This window comes from Bradyrhizobium sp. RDM12 (genome assembly GCF_051917485.1).
In the GTDB taxonomy this organism is placed as follows: domain Bacteria; phylum Pseudomonadota; class Alphaproteobacteria; order Rhizobiales; family Xanthobacteraceae; genus Bradyrhizobium.
Genome location: NZ_CM133064.1, coordinates 7,186,567 through 7,202,128 on the forward strand (window position 1 = coordinate 7,186,567; position 15,562 = coordinate 7,202,128).

Here is a 15,562-nt window from a genome sequence, read left to right on the forward strand (position 1 = left end):
CATAGCCCGCCCTCAGCGCCACGTCGCAGTCAGGGGCTTGCCGTGCAGCACTTCCGCAATCCGCAGCCGCGTGCCGGGGGTCGTCTCCTCCGGCAGCGCGGCGGTGTCGAAGAAGCCGCATTCGATGATCTCGCGGTTGGGCGCCGGCAGCCGGTCCTGCCGGAAATGCCTGACCACGTAGACCGCGACATGGTCGCGGCGGGAGACGTGGCTGTTGAGGAAGATGCCGTGCAGCACGGCTTCTCCGGTGAGATCGATATCGCCCTCCTCCTTGAGCTCGCGGCGCATCGCCTGTTCCATGGTCTCGCCATGATCGACGCCGCCGCCCGGCAGAAACCAACCCGAGACGTAGCTGTGCTTGACCAGAAAGACCTTGTTGTCGGCATCGAGCACGACGGCGCGGACGCCGAGCGTCATGCCGCGGACCAGCAGGAAACCGGCGTGGAAGACACGCTGCCGCAGCGGCTCGAATATCCGTCGGATCTTGTCCAGGCGCTCCCCCATCAGGCTCTCCTGAAGCGCCCTTTCAAGCGTCCCTTGCACGTTGCCGGCGACCTTGCCATTACAGCAAGCGAATAGCGAGGCAATCGCGCGTCATGGCACCTTTCACGCTCGCCCATCTGTCCGACCCGCATCTGCCGCCGCTGCCGAAGCCGCGGCTGAGCGAGCTCGCCGGCAAGCGCGCGCTCGGCTACATCAACTGGACACGCAACCGTCATAAATACCACCGCCGCGAGGTGCTCGACGCGCTGGTCGCCGATATCAAGGCGCAGGCGCCCGACCACATCGCGGTCACAGGCGATCTTGTCAATCTGGCGATGGAGGCGGAGTTCGCGCCGGCGCGCGCCTGGCTCGACGGGGTCGGGCCGCCCGATCGCGTCACCACGATTCCCGGCAATCACGACGCCTATGTCCGCGCCACGCGCCATCGCTTCGGCGAGACATTCGCACCCTATCTTGCGAGCGACGACGGCAGCGCCGGCTTTCCCGGCGTGCGTCGGCGCGGGCCGCTCGCGCTGATAAGCCTCTCCACCGCCGTGCCGACGCCGCCCTTGATGGCGACGGGCACGCTCGGGCGCGATCAGCTCGACGCGCTCGCGCAGGTGCTCGAGCAACTCGCGGCCGAGGACGTCTTCCGCGTGCTGCTGGTGCATCATCCGCTGAAGTCCGATGCGCGCCAGAAGCGGCTGACGGATTCCGCCGCGCTGCTGGCGCTGCTCAAGCACCACGGCGTCGAGCTGATCCTGCACGGGCACGACCACATCCATTCGACGATGTGGTTCGAAGGTCGGAACGGCAAAATTCCCGCGATCGGCGTGCCATCGGCCTCGGCGCTCGCGCACGGGCGACATCCGGCGGCGGCCTACAATCTGTTCGCGATCGAGAGGACAATGCCGGCTGGCGCTGTGAGCAGATCGTGCGAAGTATCGATCATGGCCTGCAGCTGCGAGAGATCAAGCGCGCCCGGGTGGTTTAGTTTCTTCGTCATTGCGAGCGAAGCGAAGCAATCCAGAAGCTTCCGGCAGTGACAGCCTGGATTGCTTCGTCGCTTCGCTCCTCGCAATGACGAAATCTCACCAGCTCCGCAACGCCGCGAGCACGGCGACGCCGAACAGCGCGGCGGCACCGAGGATGAAGCCGAACACGAACGGCCACACGCGCGAGCGGCGGGGCGGCTCGGCGCCCTCGGGCTTCGGCTCGGGCAACACCACCATCGCCCGCTCGCGCTCGATCATGCGGCGGGCGACATAGTCGGTCACGGCGTCCACGATCACCGCCGTGTCGTGGGATTCGGCGAGCACGATGCGACCGAAGCGGGTGTCCTGGACGAATCGGTAGAGCCGCTTGTCGCGCCCCATCATGATGTGGGCGACGACGTCGATCCAGAGACGCGGCGTATCGCCCTGGCTGATGCCGCGGTCGAACAAATCGATGTTGTCGGGCACCTGGGCGAACAGCGGGTCGAGCGTGTCGTTGAGGATCTCGAGCCGCGCCACCTCGGCATCCCTGAGGTCGACGACGACGCCGGTCCGGTCGGCGGCCTCGATCCGCGCGCGCAACAGCGCATCGCGCAGCCGCACCGGGCGCGGCTGGCTGGGATGGGTCCCGCTGGTCTCGGGCTCTGACATTGTCGGCCTGGTCCTCGACTTTCCTCCATTAACCTATCAGCAACCTAAGCGTCCGCAAAGGGCCTATCATTCCAGATACTTACGGCGCCCACAGGCGGTCGATGTGTGCCAAAAACAGACGATCCCACCCGGCTTGCGCCGGATGGGACCCTCCGTCCTTGGACGTCTTCTTGGATTTGTCAGGCAGCCGTCAGGCCGAGACCCGCGACGGCTCTTCCACGATCGAGAAACGGACGCCGGCCTTGTGGCGGTTCTCTTCCGAAACCGAGCGCCAGGCGTCTTCGGCTTCCTTGCGGGTCTTGAACGGACCCTGCACCTGGGCCGAGCCTTCGACCAGCTTGTGGAAGTTCATCGAGCCGAACTCGCCGCCGATCACCCAGAAATTGCTGCCTTTGGTCATTGTCAGTCTCCTGTTGCGTGGCGTTAGCCGAACTGGTTCATCGTGTTGTGGGCGCCGCCCGCCTTCAGGGCAGCTTCACCTGCGAAGTATTCCTTGTGGTCGTCGCCGATGTCGGAGCCGGCCATGTTCTGGTGCTTGGCGCAGGCGATGCCCTGACGGATCTCCTGGCGCTGCACGTTCTTGACGTAGCCGAGCATGCCCTGCTCGCCGAAATACTCGCGTGCGAGGTTGTCGGTGGACAGCGCGGCCGTGTGATAGGTCGGCAGCGTGATCAGGTGGTGGAAGATGCCGGCGCGCTTGGCCGAATCCGCCTGGAAGGTGCGGATGCGCTCGTCGGCCTCAATCGCCAGCGGCGTATCGTCGTATTCCGGCTTCATCAGCTCGGCACGGTTGTACTTGCTGACATCCTTGCCGGCTTCCTTCATCGCGTCGTAGACCTGCCAACGGAAGTTGAGGGTCCAGTTGAACGACGGCGAGTTGTTGTAGGCGAGCTTCGCGTTCGGAACGACCTTGCGGATGCGGTCGACCATCTTGGCGATCTGCTCGATATGCGGCTTCTCGGTCTCGATCCAGAGCAGGTCGGCGCCGTTCTGCAGCGAGGTGATGCTGTCGAGCACGCAGCGGTCTTCGCCCGTGCCGGGGCGGAACTGGTAGAGATTCGAGGGCAGCCGCTTCGGACGCAGCATCTTGCCGTTGCGGTTAATGATGACGTCGCCGTTGCGGGCGTTCTCAGCGGTGATTTCCTCGCAATCGAGGAAGCTGTTGTACTGGTCGCCGAGGTCACCCGGCTTGTGGCTGACGGCGATCTGCTGCGTCAGGCCTGCGCCGAGCAGGTCGGTGCGGGTGACGATGACGCCGTCTTCGACGCCGAGTTCGAGGAAGGCGTGGCGGCAGGCGCGGATCTTCGCGATGAACACCTCGTGCGGCACGGTGACCTTGCCGTCCTGGTGACCGCACTGCTTCTCGTCGGAAACCTGGTTCTCGATCTGGAGCGCGCAGGCGCCCGCTTCGATCATCTTCTTGGCAAGCAGATACGTTGCCTCGGCGTTACCGAAGCCGGCGTCGATGTCGGCGATAACGGGCACGACGTGGGTCTGGAAGTTGTCGATCTTCGCGATCAACTCCTTCTCGCGGGTCTTGTCGCCTTCCTTGCGCGCCTTGTCGAGGCTACGGAAGATATCGTTGAGTTCACGGGAATCCGCCTGACGCAGGAAGGTGTAGAGCTCCTCGATCAGCGCCGGCACCGAGGTCTTCTCGTGCATCGACTGGTCGGGCAGCGGTCGAATTCGGAGCGCAGCGCCGCGATCATCCAGCCGGACAGGTACAGGTATTTGCGATCCGTCTTGCCCCCGAAGTGCTTCTTGACCGAGATGAGCTTCTGCTGGGCAATGAAGCCGTGCCAGCAACCCAGCGACTGGGTGTACTTGGTCGGATCGGCGTCATAGGCCGCCATGTCGCTGCGCATCAGCGCCGCGGTGTAGCGGGCGATGTCCAGACCGGTCTTGAAGCGGTTCTGGATGCGCATGCGCGCGACGGCCTCGGCCGACACCCCGTTCCAGGTCGGCTGATTCTTGAGGAGCGCCTGGGCCGCCTCAACCTCGTTCTGATACGAGGCTGGGGCCTGAAGGTTGGTGATGCCACGGGGCTGGTAGTTCATGTGCTGCTCTCTCTTCTCGACATTTGTGACAATGCAATGCGAAACGCGCGTCATGAGCTAAACGCGAGAAAGCGAAGTTCGTATAGAGGCCTTGTATCTGAATGGTGATGTCATGTAACATCGGAACATGTGTGAGATGTTATTTTGTCAATCTTGTAAATACAGGTCAGCAAGACTGCCCTTAGCCCCTGGAGATGTGAGAAATGCCCGCCGCATCCGCTGTTTTCTCCCTGTCTCCGTTCTCACCGGGCGAGGGTTGGGGTGAGGGGCTCTCTCCGCGAGCTCATCTCTCAGCTTCCCCGCGGAAGCCCCCCTCGCTCGCCACGCTTCTCGTGTCGGCCTCTCCCCGCATGCGGGGAAAGAGGAGCGCCGCTAATGCCCGCGCAGTCCGGGAAAAAGTTATTCGTCGGTCCACGCTTCCGGCGGATCCGGCAGCAATTAGGGCTGTCGCAGACGCAGATCGCCGAGGGGCTCGGGATCTCGCCGAGCTATGTCAATCTCATCGAGCGGAACCAGCGCCCGGTGACCGCGCAGATCCTGCTGCGGCTGGCCGAAACCTACGACCTTGATCTGCGCGATCTCGCCACCGCCGACGAGGACCGCTTCTTCGCCGAACTCAACGAGGTCTTCTCCGATCCGTTGTTCCGCCAGATCGAAGTGCCCAAGCAGGAGCTGCGCGACCTCGCCGAACTCTGTCCCGGCGTCACCCATGCGCTGCAACGGCTCTACGCGGCCTATACCGAGGCGCGCCAGGGCGAGACGCTGGCGGCAGCGCAAATGGCCGACCGCGACGTCGGCACGCGCTACGAGGCCAATCCGGTCGAGCGCGTGCGCGAGCTGATCGAGGCCAACCGCAATTATTTCCCGGAGCTCGAGCAGGCGGCCGAAAATCTGCGGGACGAATTGAACGTGCCGGCCGAAGAGCTTTATGCCGCGCTCGCCGCGCGCCTGCGCGAAAAGCATTCGATCCAGACCCGCATCATGCCGGTCGACGTGATGCGCGAGACGCTCCGCCGTTTCGACCGCCACCGCCGGCAGCTCCTGATCTCGGAGCTGGTCGACCCTCCAGGTCGCGCCTTCCAGCTCGCCTTCCAGCTGGGCCTCGCCGAATGCACGCAAGCCCTCGAGGCCATCATCGGCCGCGCCGGACCGCTCGACGACGCGCCGCGCCGGTTGTTCCGCATCACGCTCGCCAACTACTTCGCAGCGGCCGTGATGATGCCCTACCCAGCCTTCCTGGCGGCGGCCGAAGCGCTCAATTACGACATCCACGTGCTGGCGCAGCGCTTCAATTCCGGGTTCGAGCAGGTCTGCCATCGTCTCACCACGCTGCAGCGGCCGAACGCACGCGGCATTCCGTTCTTCCTGCTGCGCGTCGACAATGCCGGCAACGTGTCGAAGCGCTTTTCGTCGGGTACGTTCCCGTTCTCGAAATTCGGCGGCACCTGCCCGCTGTGGAACGTGCACTCGACCTTCGACACGCCCGATCGTCTGCTGAAGCAGGTGATCGAGCTCTCCGACGGCACGCGGTATTTCTCGATCGCGCAGATGGTGCGCCGGCCCGTCGCGCCGCACCCGCTGCCGCAACCGCGCTTCGCCATCGGCCTCGGCTGCGAGATCCGCCACGCCGCGCGCCTGACTTACGCCGCCGGCATCGACCTGGAGAAGACGGAAGGCACGCCGATCGGCGTCAACTGCCGGCTCTGCGAGCGCGAAAACTGCGCCCAGCGCGCCGAACCGCCGATCACGCGCACGCTGATCCTGGACGAAACGACGCGACGGGTGAGCTCGTTCGCGTTCTCGAATGCACGGGAGTTGTGAGGGGCGTCCGTTTGACGGAAACCGCACGCCACACCCAATGCTATCATGCTCCGCGAAAGCGGGGCATCCAGTACGCCGCGGCCCATCGGTTCAATCACGGCCGACTCGGAGTGCTGGATCGCCCGGCTCAAGCCGGGCGATGACAGCTCAATACGAGGCGACAGCCTGACGTCTACGCCAGCGTATGCACGATCACCGGTCCCGCCGCGGCACTCGCATGTCCTGCCAGCAACGACCCCAAATCCTTCTCGATCCAGGCGATGGCGCGCTTGTTCGCTTCCTCGGCCTGCTCGAACTTGTCGAAGATGGAGATCGCGGTCACCGTGTCATCGCCGGCATAAACGACGTAATAGGCCCTGAAGCCGTCGACGTCGCTAATGATCGGAACGGCACCGTCCTTGATGCGGCGCGCCAGCTCTTCGGCGCTTCCGCTCTTCGCCTTGGCCTGACGGATGGCGGCATACATGGCATCCTCCCTTCGGCTTCTGATCCGGGCTTGACGCCCGAGCGGCATGGTACGCCCAAGCGCGCGGCCGATCCACCGCTTGGTTAATCCCGACCTAATCCGCCTTCGCGATCTGCAACCAAGGATTAAGCACGCCTCAACATCGCTGCCTTACTGTCGCCCCACTCACTTTTCGCAAACAAGGGCAGCCTATCCTGCCGCGTGAAGTGACATCAGGGGGTTCATCATGCGCATTGCGTTGCTGCTGACCGCGACCATTGCCGGCGCGCTGTTCGCCAATCCGTCCACCGCCGGCTCGCTCGACGCCGCGTCCGCCGATGCCGCCAAGGCGCTGCCGCCCGGCTTCCAGAGCTACCGCGGCTACATGTTCGACGTGTCGGAGAATTCCGAGCGCAAGGACGTCGACAAGCTCACCGAGAACCTCAAGCAGCAGATCGACGTCGTCGAAGGCGCCGGATTCTCGCCGCGCGTGCTGCGCTTCTTCCGGACCGTCCCGATCATCGCGAGCGAGTTGGCCTGCCTCGATGAAGGCGCCGCAACCGCCTGCTACGGCCGGGTCACGCCGGATATCCAGCGCACCACCCCGCGCACCCTGACGGTGTGGGACCACGACAAGCAGCGCTGGACCAACCCGAACGCCGTCGACCTCGCGGTCGATTCCGGGCTCGGCGTCATCATGGTCCGGCCGGACATGATGCGTTACGAGAAAGAGGCCGTGCTGCTCCACGAGATGCTGCATGCCTATCACGCGCGGCTGTTGCCGGACGGCTACGCCAACAAGGGCGTGATCAGCTATTACGCCTATGCCAAGTCCAAGGATTTCCTGCCCAAGGAATCCTATGCGCTGAAGAACCACATGGAGTTCTTTGCGGTCACCGCCAGCATCTTCCTGGCCGGCAAGAGCGAATTCCACGATCCCAAGACCCGCGAGGCGCTCAAGGAGAAGATGCCGGATTATTACAAATATCTGGTCGGCGTGTTCGGCTTCGACCCCGATCCGGCAGCAAGCTCAAGCGGACCGGTCGCCTCGCTGAAATAACGCCGACACGGCGCACCTCGCGCCAAGCCAATGCCAAAAGCCGCGCGAGATGCGCGGCTTTTTTGTTTTGATAACCGGAAGCTGCGGATGACGCCCGGGCGGGAATTGCCAAGGCGGGGCCTGATCTGCATAGTCCCGCCGCATCGAGTGGGACTGTTTCGAAGAGGATAGAAGACATGGCGGACGCCGACCTGGATGTCGTGATCCGGCAACTGGCCAGACAGCTGCAGACGGGCCTGATGACCCGCGCCAAGCAGCGGCGGGATCGCTTCAGCGGCCTTGCGGCCAAGGCCAAGGGCAAGGAGACCGGCGCCCGCTTCAAGATGATGGCCAAAGCCACCATGGAGCAGGCCAGCGCCGCTGCAAAGCGCCTCCAGATGTCTGCCGACAACGTCGCCGACAGCTACGCGCGCGCCATGCGGCTGGCCGCCAGCACGCCTGTCGAGGCGAAGGCCGAGAAGCCGGCCAAGGACAAGCCGGCGAAGAAGGCCGCGAAGGCCAAGAAGGCCAAAGCCAGGAAGGCGAAGTAGCCGGCTTTCCTTCTCCCCTTGTGGGAGAAGGTGGCGCGAAGCGCCGGATGAGGGGTTGCTTCCACGAATTCAATGCAAGAGATTTGCACGCGGTGAGATACCCCTCATCCGTCTCGCCGCCACGCGGCGAGCCACCCGCTCCCACAAGGGGAGAGGGGAAAAAGCACGGGAATTTCACCGCCGCGGCGTCGACACCCGGGTCGGCTCGGCGCGGGCAAGCTCGTCGAGTCTCTCGCGCGCGGCGTCGCGTGTGCGGCCGTTCTTGCCGGACGGCAACGCAACGGCGGCCTCGAAATCTGCACGAGCATCGTCAGCCTGGCCGCGGGCGAGGAACGCAAGGCCACGGTCGAGGCGGGACTGCGGGTCCGTCGGGTCGAGGCGGACCGCCGTGCTGTAGCTCAAAATCGCGCGGTCAAGATCACCCTTGGCAGCGAGCGCGAGGCCGCGCTCGCGATAGGGCACCGCCGGCCTGGGATCGAGCGCGATCGCCTCGTCATAGTCGGCAATCGCGAGGCTCAGCTCGCCATTCTGACGGTACGCCTGTGCGCGATCGCGATAGAGCGAGGCGCGGTTGGGATTGAGATGGATGGCCTCGTTGAAATCGGCGATCGCCCGGCCGTTGTCGCCGTGGCGCAGCGCGATCCGTCCGCGCCCCTCATAGGCGAAGGCGATCAGGGAGCCGCGAAACGGCGAGAAGCCGATCACGGCCGAGCAGATGTCGGGCTCGTCCTCGTCGCCGCAATTCACGACCGTATGCGTGGACAGGCCAATGGCCACGCCCAGGACGATCAACAATGGCACGGCAGCTCTGGTCATCTTCGACGGCGACCGGCGACGGGCCGGCCACGCATCCCCTTTCGAAGGAACACTCTCCGTGAGGTGTTAACACCGGCGAGGCCGGCCCTGTGTGCGCCAGGTCACAACGCCAGCCAAAATCCGGCGGATTCCGCATCAGCCCCAAGGGCCGCGCGGGGATGAGCGGCCCCAGGGCCTCGCGGCGGATAATTCTCGTTGGCGCCGACCGACGGCGTCGCTCGCGTGCCGAGTTCGGCCGCGAGCTGCTGGAGCGCCGCGATGCGGTTCTGCGTCGAGGGATGGGTGGCGAAGAGGTTGTCCATGCCATGGCCCGACAGCGGGTTGATGATGAACATATGTGCGGTCGCGGGATTTCGTTCGGCGTCATAGTTCGGCACCTGATGCGCGGCGCCCTCGATCTTCACCAGCGCCGAGGCCAGCCACATCGGCTGTCCCGCGATCCGCGCGCCGAGATTGTCGGCGGCGTATTCGCGAGTGCGGCTGATCGCCATCTGCACCAGCATGGCTCCGAGCGGCGCCAGGATCATCATCAGGATCGAGCCGACGACGCCGGGGCCGTTGTTGTCGCGGTTGCCGCCGAAGAACATGCCGAACTGCGCCAGCATCGAGATCGCGCCCGCGATGGTCGCGGTGATGGTCATCAGCAGCGTGTCGTGATGCTTGATGTGCGCGAGCTCGTGCGCGATCACGCCGGCAAGCTCCTCGCGGCTGAGCTGGTTCATCAGGCCAGTGGTGACGGCGACGGCGGCGTTCTCGGGATTGCGGCCGGTCGCGAACGCGTTGGGCTGTGCTTCGTCCATCACGAACACGCGCGGCATCGGCAGGCCCGCGCGGCTCGCAAGCTCGGCGACGAGCCCGACCAGCTCCGGCGCGCTTTGACGGTCGACCTGATGGGCACCGTACATCGACAGCACCGCGCGGTCGGAGTTCCAGTAGGTGAAGAGATTGGTCGCCGCCGCAATCACGAGCGCGATCATGGCGCCTGAGGCGCCGCCGATCAGATAGCCCACGCCCATGAACAGGGCGGTGAGGCCTGCGAGAAGCATTGCGGTACGAAAATAGTTCATGGCCGTCTCCAAGCCGGCCATGGCCGCTGGGGCACTGCTGACCGGCAAGGGTGAAGTAGGGATGACCCGGGCCCGGATGCAAGGTTTCAGGGTGCGTCGCGGAGCCGCGGCACTTGACCCGGCCCGGAACAGCCGGGCACGATCGAAGCCATGCAATTCGAGATTCTCGGCGACATCACCGAGGTCGAAACCTTCGCCAGCGCTTCGGGCATCCGCGAGATCGCACGGCTGCGGCGGATTTATGGGCGGGGACGTTGCCGCAAGCGCAAGGGCATCGCACGGGTGCGATTATCCGATGGCTCTACCCACCTTGCTGAGATACATTGGTATGAGGCTGCCGGCATCGGCCGCAAGGAATTCAAGATCAAGAGCCTGCTCTGACCAACATGACGAAATCGCGAAATAAGCAACTGGTGATCTGCGTTGACAATGAGGGCTACGAGGCGTCCCTCGAAAAGCGCAAGATTTACGTGGCGCTGCGCGATCCGGCAGCCGATAAACTCGACATGCTGCGGATCGTCGATGAGTCCGGCGAGGACTACCTCTATCCGAAGACATTCTTCCGCGAGATCGCCCTTCCCCTCGCTGTGAAGCGCGCCGTATTGGCGGCCTAGCAGCCCTCCGACAGCACCAGAGATATAGATGCCGATGAACTGCTTTGGTTCTCGCCTTGCGGTCGCAACGATCGCGATCGCGCTCTCGCTTCCCGCCTCCGCCCAATTTCTGCCACCACCCGCCAAGCCCGCAGCCCCCAGGGCGACCACGCCCTCGCCGCGCGCGGCCTCGTGCCACAATGGGCAGAACTTCGATCGCTTCCTCGCCGACGTGAAACAGCAGGCGGTTGCGGCGGGCGTGTCGCAGCGAACGATATCGGAGGCTTCGCCCTACCTCGTCTACGACCAGGGCATCGTCAATCGCGACCGCGGCCAGCGCGTTTTCGGCCAGCTCTTCACCGAATTTGCCGGCCGCATGGCCGCGCCCTATCGCATGCAGAACGGCCAGCAGCACATCAAGAAGCACGCGGCGGCGTTCGCGCGCGCCGAAAAGGAGTACGGCGTTCCGCCGGCGGTGATCGCCGCGTTCTGGGGCCTGGAGAGCGACTTCGGCGTCAACATGGGCAATCTGCCGACGCTGAAATCGCTGGTGTCGCTCGCCTATGATTGCCGCCGTTCGGAAATGTTCGTGAACGAGACCATCGCCGCGCTGAAGGTGATCGACCGCGGCGATCTCACGCCCGACGAGATGATCGGCTCCTGGGCGGGCGAACTCGGCCAGACCCAGTTCCTGCCGACGCATTACGTCAACTATGCCGTCGACTATGACGGCGACGGCCGGCGCGACCTCCTGCGCAGCGAGGACGACGTGATCGGCTCGACCGCGAACTACATCGCCAACGGCTTGAAGTGGCGGCGCGGCGAGCCGTGGCTGGAAGAGATCAAGGTGCCGCAGAACCTGCCATGGGATCAGACCGATCTCAGCGTGCAGCTGCCGCGCTCGAAATGGGCGCAGTTCGGCGTCACCTATCTCGACGGCCGTCCGCTGCCGAACGACAATCTCGCGGCGTCCGTGCTGCTGCCAATGGGACGCTTTGGGCCGGCCTTCATGGCGTATGCGAATTTCGCGGCCTACACCGAATGGAATAACTCGCTGATCTATTCGACCACCGCGGGCTATCTCGCTTCGCGCATTGCGGGCGCGGCCCCGATGCGCAAGCCGGCCGGGCAGGTCGCACAGCTGCCGTTCAACGAGCTCAAGCAATTGCAGCAGCTTCTGGTCCAAGCCGGCTTCAACGTCGGCAAGGTCGACGGCGTGCTGGGCCAGCAGAGCCGCGCCGCCGTGAAGGCGATGCAGATCAAATACGGCCTGCCCGCCGATTCCTGGCCGACCGCGGAGCTTCTGGCCCGCATGCGCGGCAGCACGGCACAGGCGCAGCCCCAGGCGACGATCCGGTAGAATTTTCGCACCGCACAAGCCGCTTCGGCGATTGTATTATTCCATGAGACTCCCATGTGAGTGGCTCAGGTTTTCTCCTGATATCTCCCACCATTGAAGCGAGCATCACATGTCCTTCCACGACGCCGTCGTCCCCGCCTATCTGCAAATGCTGAACAGCCTCATCGGCCTGCTCACCAAGGCCGAGGCGCATTGCGCGGCCAAAAAGATCGACCCGAGCGTGCTGCTCGGCTCGCGCCTGTTCCCGGACATGCTGCCGCTATCGAAGCAGATCCAGCTCGCCAGCGATTTCGCCGCCAAGGGATGCGCCAGGCTGACCCATAGCGAGGTGCCGTCGATGCCCGACACGGAAAAGACGTTCGAGGAGCTGAAACAGCGGCTCGCCAAGACGATCGACTACGTGAAATCGTACAAGCCGGAGCAGTTCGAAGGTGCCGACACCAGGGACGTGACCTTCCCGGCGGGCCCGGACCGGACCATGACGCTCAAGGGCCAGCAGTTCTTCAGCGCCGTCTCGCTGCCGAACTTCTATTTCCACGCCACCACGGCGCACGGCATCATGCGTCACAACGGCGTCGAGATCGGCAAGCGCGATTTCCTCGGCGCAAGCTGACTTTGTCAGTTCGCACGCCGGGCAGTGAATTCGCGCTGCGGCAGCCGAAAATGCACATCAATTATGCTGCGCGGGCCCTGCCGCGCAGCATGCCTGCACTTTCCGTATGGCTCATCCCTTGCGCCTGATATCGCAATGCACAAGTGTTCCGGACCTCATAACCGCTGGAAGCACCCCAATGAGCCGTCCGACCAAATTGTTTGAGACCTACAAGCTCGGCCCGATCACGCTGGCGAACCGTTTCGTGATGGCACCGCTGACGCGCAACCGCGCCGCGCCCGGAACCTTCGTCCCCTCTCCGCTCGCCGCCGACTATTACAGCCAGCGTGCCTCTGCGGGCCTGCTGATCACGGAAGCGAGCCAGGTCTCGCAGCAAGGCCAGGGCTACCAGGACACTCCCGGCATCTATTCGAAGGATCAGGTCGCGGGCTGGCGCAGGGTCACCGACAAGGTGCATGAGCGCGGCGGCAAGATCTTCATCCAGCTTTGGCATGTCGGCCGGATCTCGCATGTCGACCTCCAGGCTAACGGCGCGGCCCCGGTGGCGCCGAGCGCGATCCGCGCCAAGGGCAAGACTTTTGTGAACGGCACCTTCGCCGACGTCTCCGAGCCCCGCGCGCTCGAGCTCTCCGAAATTCCAGGCATCATCGACGACTTCAAGCGCGCCGCGAAGAACGCGCTGGAGGCCGGATTTGACGGGGTCGAGATCCACGGCGCCAACGGCTATCTGCTCGACCAGTTCGCCAAGGACGGTGCCAACAAGCGCACCGACGCCTATGGCGGCTCGATCGAGAACCGTGCGAAACTGATGCTGGAAGTCTCCAAGGCCGTCGTGGCCGAGGCCGGCGCCGACCGCACCGGCATCCGCATCTCGCCAGTGACGCCCGCCAACGACATTGCCGATTCCAACCCGCAGGCGTTGTTCGATCACATCACCGACGGCCTCAGCGCGCTGAAGCTCGTCTACCTCCATGTCGTCGAAGGCGCCACCGGCGGCCCGCGCGACTTCGCGCCGTTCGACTATGCGAGCCTGCGCAAGCGCTTCTCGGGCGCCTACATCGCGAACAACGGCTACGATTTGGATCTCGCGACCAAGGTGCTCGACGCGAACGCGGCCGATTTGATCGCCTTCGGCAAGCCTTTCATCTCCAATCCCGACCTGGTCGAGCGGCTGAAGAAGGGTGCGGCGTTGAACGATTGGGACAAGAACACGTTCTACGGCGGCGGCGCCAAGGGCTACACGGACTACCCGACGCTCGCCACCGAGCCGGCGGAGTAGTCTCCTCCCCGCTGCCCACTTCCGGAAGAAATGAAGAAGGGAAAAAGGTCGGGATCGCTCCCGGCCTTTCGTTTTGGCAAGAGCAAGCGAGCGTCCACGCTTGCCGTAGCGTCCGTCACGAGACTGGCGGCGTGACCGCCCTGTATTGCTGCCTCGTCGCATCCTTGCTCTAATGCGGCGATGGATGACACTGAGACACTCGTTCGCCGCGCGACTGAAGCGTTCAATTCGGGCAAGCCGGATGAGGCGCAACGTCTGTGCGAACAAGGCCTCGCACGCGTGCCCGGCGATCCGATGCTGCATCATCTGCTGGCCGCGGTGTTGTTCTCCAGGAATGCCATCGCCCCAGCTCATGCGCATATCGACGTGAGCCTGGCCAAGCGCCCCGGCAATGCCGCAGCCCGGCTGCTTGCCGCCCGCATTGCACGCAGCGAAGGCAGCTTCGACGTCGCGCTCGCACATCGATTCCGCAATCGCTATCAGCCCGCAACGCGAATTCTTCGTCGAGAAGGCGAGAACGCTCGATCAGGCTGGCATGAGGGCTCAAGCGCGCAGATCCTGGCGAGCGATCCTGAAGGTCATTCCCGGCCACCAGGAAGCCGCAGCACGACTCGGTCGGCTAGCGTGGGAGGATGGCGATCCCGCCACCGCCGCAAGTCTGCTGGCGCAAGCGGCAGCACCGGGCGCGCCCGCTTCGGTGTGGTTCGATCTTGGCGTCGCGCGACAGGATTTGCGTGACCACGCCGGCGCCGCAAGCGCCTACCAGAAGGCGTTCGAACTCAGGCCCGATCATGCCGAGGCCGCACTCAATCTCGGCATCGCCTTGCAGGAGAGTGGAGACGTCGACGCCGCCATGCGCGCCTTTGCGCAAGCCTACCGCCTGCGCCCGCAGCTCATCGGCTCCATTGCGATGGCGTTGACCTCGGCGTCGCACGGCCGGCTCTGGCTGGACGAGGATGGATTGCGTCGCGCTTTAGCGAGTTAGCCGCCCACGCTTCGCGCGAAACTGCTTGCGGTAGACGTTGGGCGCAGCCAGCACTTCGGCAACGACCTTCGCATAAGCTTGCTGGTGGGCGTCATCAAAGCCCTCGAACACGAGCTCGGGCGCCTCACGCGGCACCGCAAAACACTGCGCGACCGGCGTGCCCTTTTCGAGGACGCCCGAAAAATCGGGCCGGGTCCATACGGCCGGAAAATTGATGCCGCCGTCATGAAACCGGTCGGCATCGACCAAACCCGACACGAGCCGGAATGGCAGATCATCGCGGTTGACGGGATGCGTCGCGAACAGCGACCAGCCGGGTTCGAGCTCGATGGTCCAGAAGCTGTTGAACTTGATCGCGGACCGTCCGTTCGCGAACGGCGCAGCAGCGAATTGCGCTGCGGGGTGAAAGCTCAGAGGCGCACGTGGATGTCCCGACGTCGCCGGCTCGGGAATGTCCCAATCCACGTGAATCGTCCAGCCTCAATCCTGATGTCGCACGGCAAGGGAATCATGATCCCATAAGCCATCGCATCGACAAACGGCGGACATTGCTTGACGGTGCGGATGTCCCGGCCGTGGATCTCCGAATGCGCCTTCGCGGGCATCGCGCGCAACCAGTCGGGCAAGGCCGTGCGTGCGGGATAGGGCCGCGCCAGACGGTCGGCCAGATTGGGATCGCAACGGAACATCATGCGCATGGCGAAGTCTCGCTTCCGGATCTCGGCTCGCCAATTCAGATCAAGGCCGCCGATAAGGCAATAGGCCAACAAGACAAAAGGCCGGGATCACTCCCGGCCTCCTGCTTCT

General features: G+C 64.4%; 16 protein-coding genes and 4 pseudogenes. 11 read left to right on the forward strand and 9 right to left on the reverse strand.

Features of this window, described 5'->3' with window-relative positions; all coding sequences use genetic code 11:
* Positions 1 to 12: 12 nt before the first annotated feature.
* Entirely contained in the window at positions 13 to 504 is a 492-nt protein-coding gene (locus ACTGJ9_RS35055) for an NUDIX domain-containing protein (RefSeq protein WP_456674767.1), read from the reverse strand.
* Positions 505 to 596: 92 nt separating this feature from the next.
* Between ACTGJ9_RS35055 and ACTGJ9_RS35060 the strand changes: the two are divergent.
* Positions 597 to 1,477: pseudogene (locus ACTGJ9_RS35060) on the forward strand (metallophosphoesterase family protein).
* A gap of 97 nt (positions 1,478 to 1,574) precedes the next feature.
* Here the strand turns inward: ACTGJ9_RS35060 and ACTGJ9_RS35065 are convergent.
* From ACTGJ9_RS35065 to ACTGJ9_RS35075, 3 genes and pseudogenes are all read right to left on the reverse strand, one after another.
* Positions 1,575 to 2,129 carry a hypothetical protein gene (locus ACTGJ9_RS35065; protein WP_456674768.1) on the reverse strand — a complete coding sequence of 185 codons (555 nt, stop codon included), beginning with the start codon at positions 2,127 to 2,129 and terminating at the stop codon, positions 1,575 to 1,577.
* A 190-nt stretch (positions 2,130 to 2,319) separates the two neighbouring features.
* A complete protein-coding gene (locus ACTGJ9_RS35070; RefSeq protein WP_008137787.1) occupies positions 2,320 to 2,529 on the reverse strand; it encodes a DUF4170 domain-containing protein in 210 nt (69 codons plus the stop codon).
* 23 nt (positions 2,530 to 2,552) lie between these two features.
* Positions 2,553 to 4,186 (reverse strand): annotated as a pseudogene (locus tag ACTGJ9_RS35075) (isocitrate lyase).
* Positions 4,187 to 4,561: 375 nt separating this feature from the next.
* Here ACTGJ9_RS35075 and ACTGJ9_RS35080 point away from each other — a divergent pair.
* On the forward strand, positions 4,562 to 6,007 hold the full coding sequence (locus ACTGJ9_RS35080) for a helix-turn-helix domain-containing protein (protein ID WP_456674769.1): 1,446 nt from the start codon (positions 4,562 to 4,564) through the stop codon (positions 6,005 to 6,007).
* 172 nt (positions 6,008 to 6,179) lie between these two features.
* Here ACTGJ9_RS35080 and ACTGJ9_RS35085 read toward each other — a convergent pair whose 3' ends face one another.
* Positions 6,180 to 6,473: an antibiotic biosynthesis monooxygenase gene (locus tag ACTGJ9_RS35085; RefSeq protein WP_074120044.1), complete on the reverse strand. Its 294-nt coding sequence runs from the start codon at positions 6,471 to 6,473 to the stop codon at positions 6,180 to 6,182.
* A 226-nt stretch (positions 6,474 to 6,699) separates the two neighbouring features.
* Between ACTGJ9_RS35085 and ACTGJ9_RS35090 the strand changes: the two genes are divergently transcribed.
* Both ACTGJ9_RS35090 and ACTGJ9_RS35095 read left to right on the forward strand, forming a co-directional pair.
* Complete coding sequence (locus ACTGJ9_RS35090; protein WP_456674770.1) at positions 6,700 to 7,512, forward strand: hypothetical protein; 813 nt, start codon at positions 6,700 to 6,702, stop codon at positions 7,510 to 7,512.
* A 176-nt stretch (positions 7,513 to 7,688) separates the two neighbouring features.
* Positions 7,689 to 8,042, forward strand: coding sequence for a hypothetical protein (locus ACTGJ9_RS35095; protein WP_456674771.1), 354 nt, complete (start codon positions 7,689 to 7,691; stop codon positions 8,040 to 8,042).
* A 174-nt stretch (positions 8,043 to 8,216) separates the two neighbouring features.
* On the opposite strand, the gene ACTGJ9_RS35100 is transcribed toward ACTGJ9_RS35095, so the two are convergent.
* Positions 8,217 to 8,858, reverse strand: a complete 642-nt coding sequence (locus tag ACTGJ9_RS35100) for a tetratricopeptide repeat protein (protein WP_456674772.1) — start codon at positions 8,856 to 8,858, stop codon at positions 8,217 to 8,219.
* Between the two features lie 135 nt (positions 8,859 to 8,993).
* A pseudogene (htpX, locus tag ACTGJ9_RS35105) lies at positions 8,994 to 9,925 on the reverse strand (zinc metalloprotease HtpX).
* Between the two features lie 150 nt (positions 9,926 to 10,075).
* Here htpX and ACTGJ9_RS35110 point away from each other — a divergent pair.
* From ACTGJ9_RS35110 to ACTGJ9_RS35140, 7 genes and pseudogenes are all read left to right on the forward strand, one after another.
* Positions 10,076 to 10,306 carry a hypothetical protein gene (locus tag ACTGJ9_RS35110; RefSeq protein ID WP_456674773.1) on the forward strand — a complete coding sequence of 77 codons (231 nt, stop codon included), beginning with the start codon at positions 10,076 to 10,078 and terminating at the stop codon, positions 10,304 to 10,306.
* A 32-nt stretch (positions 10,307 to 10,338) separates the two neighbouring features.
* Positions 10,339 to 10,539 carry a hypothetical protein gene (locus ACTGJ9_RS35115; protein WP_456674774.1) on the forward strand — a complete coding sequence of 67 codons (201 nt, stop codon included), beginning with the start codon at positions 10,339 to 10,341 and terminating at the stop codon, positions 10,537 to 10,539.
* A 28-nt stretch (positions 10,540 to 10,567) separates the two neighbouring features.
* Positions 10,568 to 11,878, forward strand: coding sequence for a lytic murein transglycosylase (locus tag ACTGJ9_RS35120; protein WP_456674775.1), 1,311 nt, complete (start codon positions 10,568 to 10,570; stop codon positions 11,876 to 11,878).
* Positions 11,879 to 11,987: 109 nt separating this feature from the next.
* On the forward strand, positions 11,988 to 12,491 hold the full coding sequence (locus ACTGJ9_RS35125) for a DUF1993 domain-containing protein (protein WP_456674776.1): 504 nt from the start codon (positions 11,988 to 11,990) through the stop codon (positions 12,489 to 12,491).
* A gap of 178 nt (positions 12,492 to 12,669) precedes the next feature.
* Positions 12,670 to 13,770, forward strand: a complete 1,101-nt coding sequence (locus tag ACTGJ9_RS35130; RefSeq protein WP_456674777.1) for an alkene reductase — start codon at positions 12,670 to 12,672, stop codon at positions 13,768 to 13,770.
* 180 nt (positions 13,771 to 13,950) lie between these two features.
* Positions 13,951 to 14,133 (forward strand): annotated as a pseudogene (locus tag ACTGJ9_RS35135) (tetratricopeptide repeat protein); the annotation flags it as partial.
* Between the two features lie 28 nt (positions 14,134 to 14,161).
* Positions 14,162 to 14,755, forward strand: a complete 594-nt coding sequence (locus tag ACTGJ9_RS35140) for a tetratricopeptide repeat protein (RefSeq protein WP_456674778.1) — start codon at positions 14,162 to 14,164, stop codon at positions 14,753 to 14,755.
* Here the strand turns inward: ACTGJ9_RS35140 and ACTGJ9_RS35145 are convergent.
* Positions 14,744 to 15,220, reverse strand: a complete 477-nt coding sequence (locus ACTGJ9_RS35145) for a hypothetical protein (RefSeq protein ID WP_456674779.1) — start codon at positions 15,218 to 15,220, stop codon at positions 14,744 to 14,746. The two genes, ACTGJ9_RS35140 and ACTGJ9_RS35145, sit on opposite strands and share 12 nt — an antisense overlap.
* On the reverse strand, positions 15,166 to 15,453 hold the full coding sequence (locus ACTGJ9_RS35150) for a hypothetical protein (protein WP_456674780.1): 288 nt from the start codon (positions 15,451 to 15,453) through the stop codon (positions 15,166 to 15,168). The genes ACTGJ9_RS35145 and ACTGJ9_RS35150 overlap by 55 nt, the downstream gene beginning before the upstream one ends.
* Positions 15,454 to 15,562 lie beyond the last annotated feature (109 nt).

Excerpts from the sequence above, each read along its gene's own strand:
- ACTGJ9_RS35055 (WP_456674767.1), bottom strand. The coding sequence starts at position 504 with ATGGGGGAGCGCCTGGACAAGATCCGACGGATATTCGAGCCGCTGCGG.
- ACTGJ9_RS35065 (WP_456674768.1), bottom strand. The coding sequence starts at position 2,129 with ATGTCAGAGCCCGAGACCAGCGGGACCCATCCCAGCCAGCCGCGCCCG.
- ACTGJ9_RS35070 (WP_008137787.1), bottom strand. The coding sequence starts at position 2,529 with ATGACCAAAGGCAGCAATTTCTGGGTGATCGGCGGCGAGTTCGGCTCG.
- ACTGJ9_RS35080 (WP_456674769.1), top strand. The coding sequence starts at position 4,562 with ATGCCCGCGCAGTCCGGGAAAAAGTTATTCGTCGGTCCACGCTTCCGG.
- ACTGJ9_RS35085 (WP_074120044.1), bottom strand. The coding sequence starts at position 6,473 with ATGTATGCCGCCATCCGTCAGGCCAAGGCGAAGAGCGGAAGCGCCGAA.
- ACTGJ9_RS35090 (WP_456674770.1), top strand. The coding sequence starts at position 6,700 with ATGCGCATTGCGTTGCTGCTGACCGCGACCATTGCCGGCGCGCTGTTC.
- ACTGJ9_RS35095 (WP_456674771.1), top strand. The coding sequence starts at position 7,689 with ATGGCGGACGCCGACCTGGATGTCGTGATCCGGCAACTGGCCAGACAG.
- ACTGJ9_RS35100 (WP_456674772.1), bottom strand. The coding sequence starts at position 8,858 with ATGACCAGAGCTGCCGTGCCATTGTTGATCGTCCTGGGCGTGGCCATT.
- ACTGJ9_RS35110 (WP_456674773.1), top strand. The coding sequence starts at position 10,076 with ATGCAATTCGAGATTCTCGGCGACATCACCGAGGTCGAAACCTTCGCC.
- ACTGJ9_RS35120 (WP_456674775.1), top strand. The coding sequence starts at position 10,568 with ATGCCGATGAACTGCTTTGGTTCTCGCCTTGCGGTCGCAACGATCGCG.
- ACTGJ9_RS35125 (WP_456674776.1), top strand. The coding sequence starts at position 11,988 with ATGTCCTTCCACGACGCCGTCGTCCCCGCCTATCTGCAAATGCTGAAC.
- ACTGJ9_RS35130 (WP_456674777.1), top strand. The coding sequence starts at position 12,670 with ATGAGCCGTCCGACCAAATTGTTTGAGACCTACAAGCTCGGCCCGATC.
- ACTGJ9_RS35140 (WP_456674778.1), top strand. The coding sequence starts at position 14,162 with ATGCCGCAGCCCGGCTGCTTGCCGCCCGCATTGCACGCAGCGAAGGCA.
- ACTGJ9_RS35150 (WP_456674780.1), bottom strand. The coding sequence starts at position 15,453 with ATGCGCATGATGTTCCGTTGCGATCCCAATCTGGCCGACCGTCTGGCG.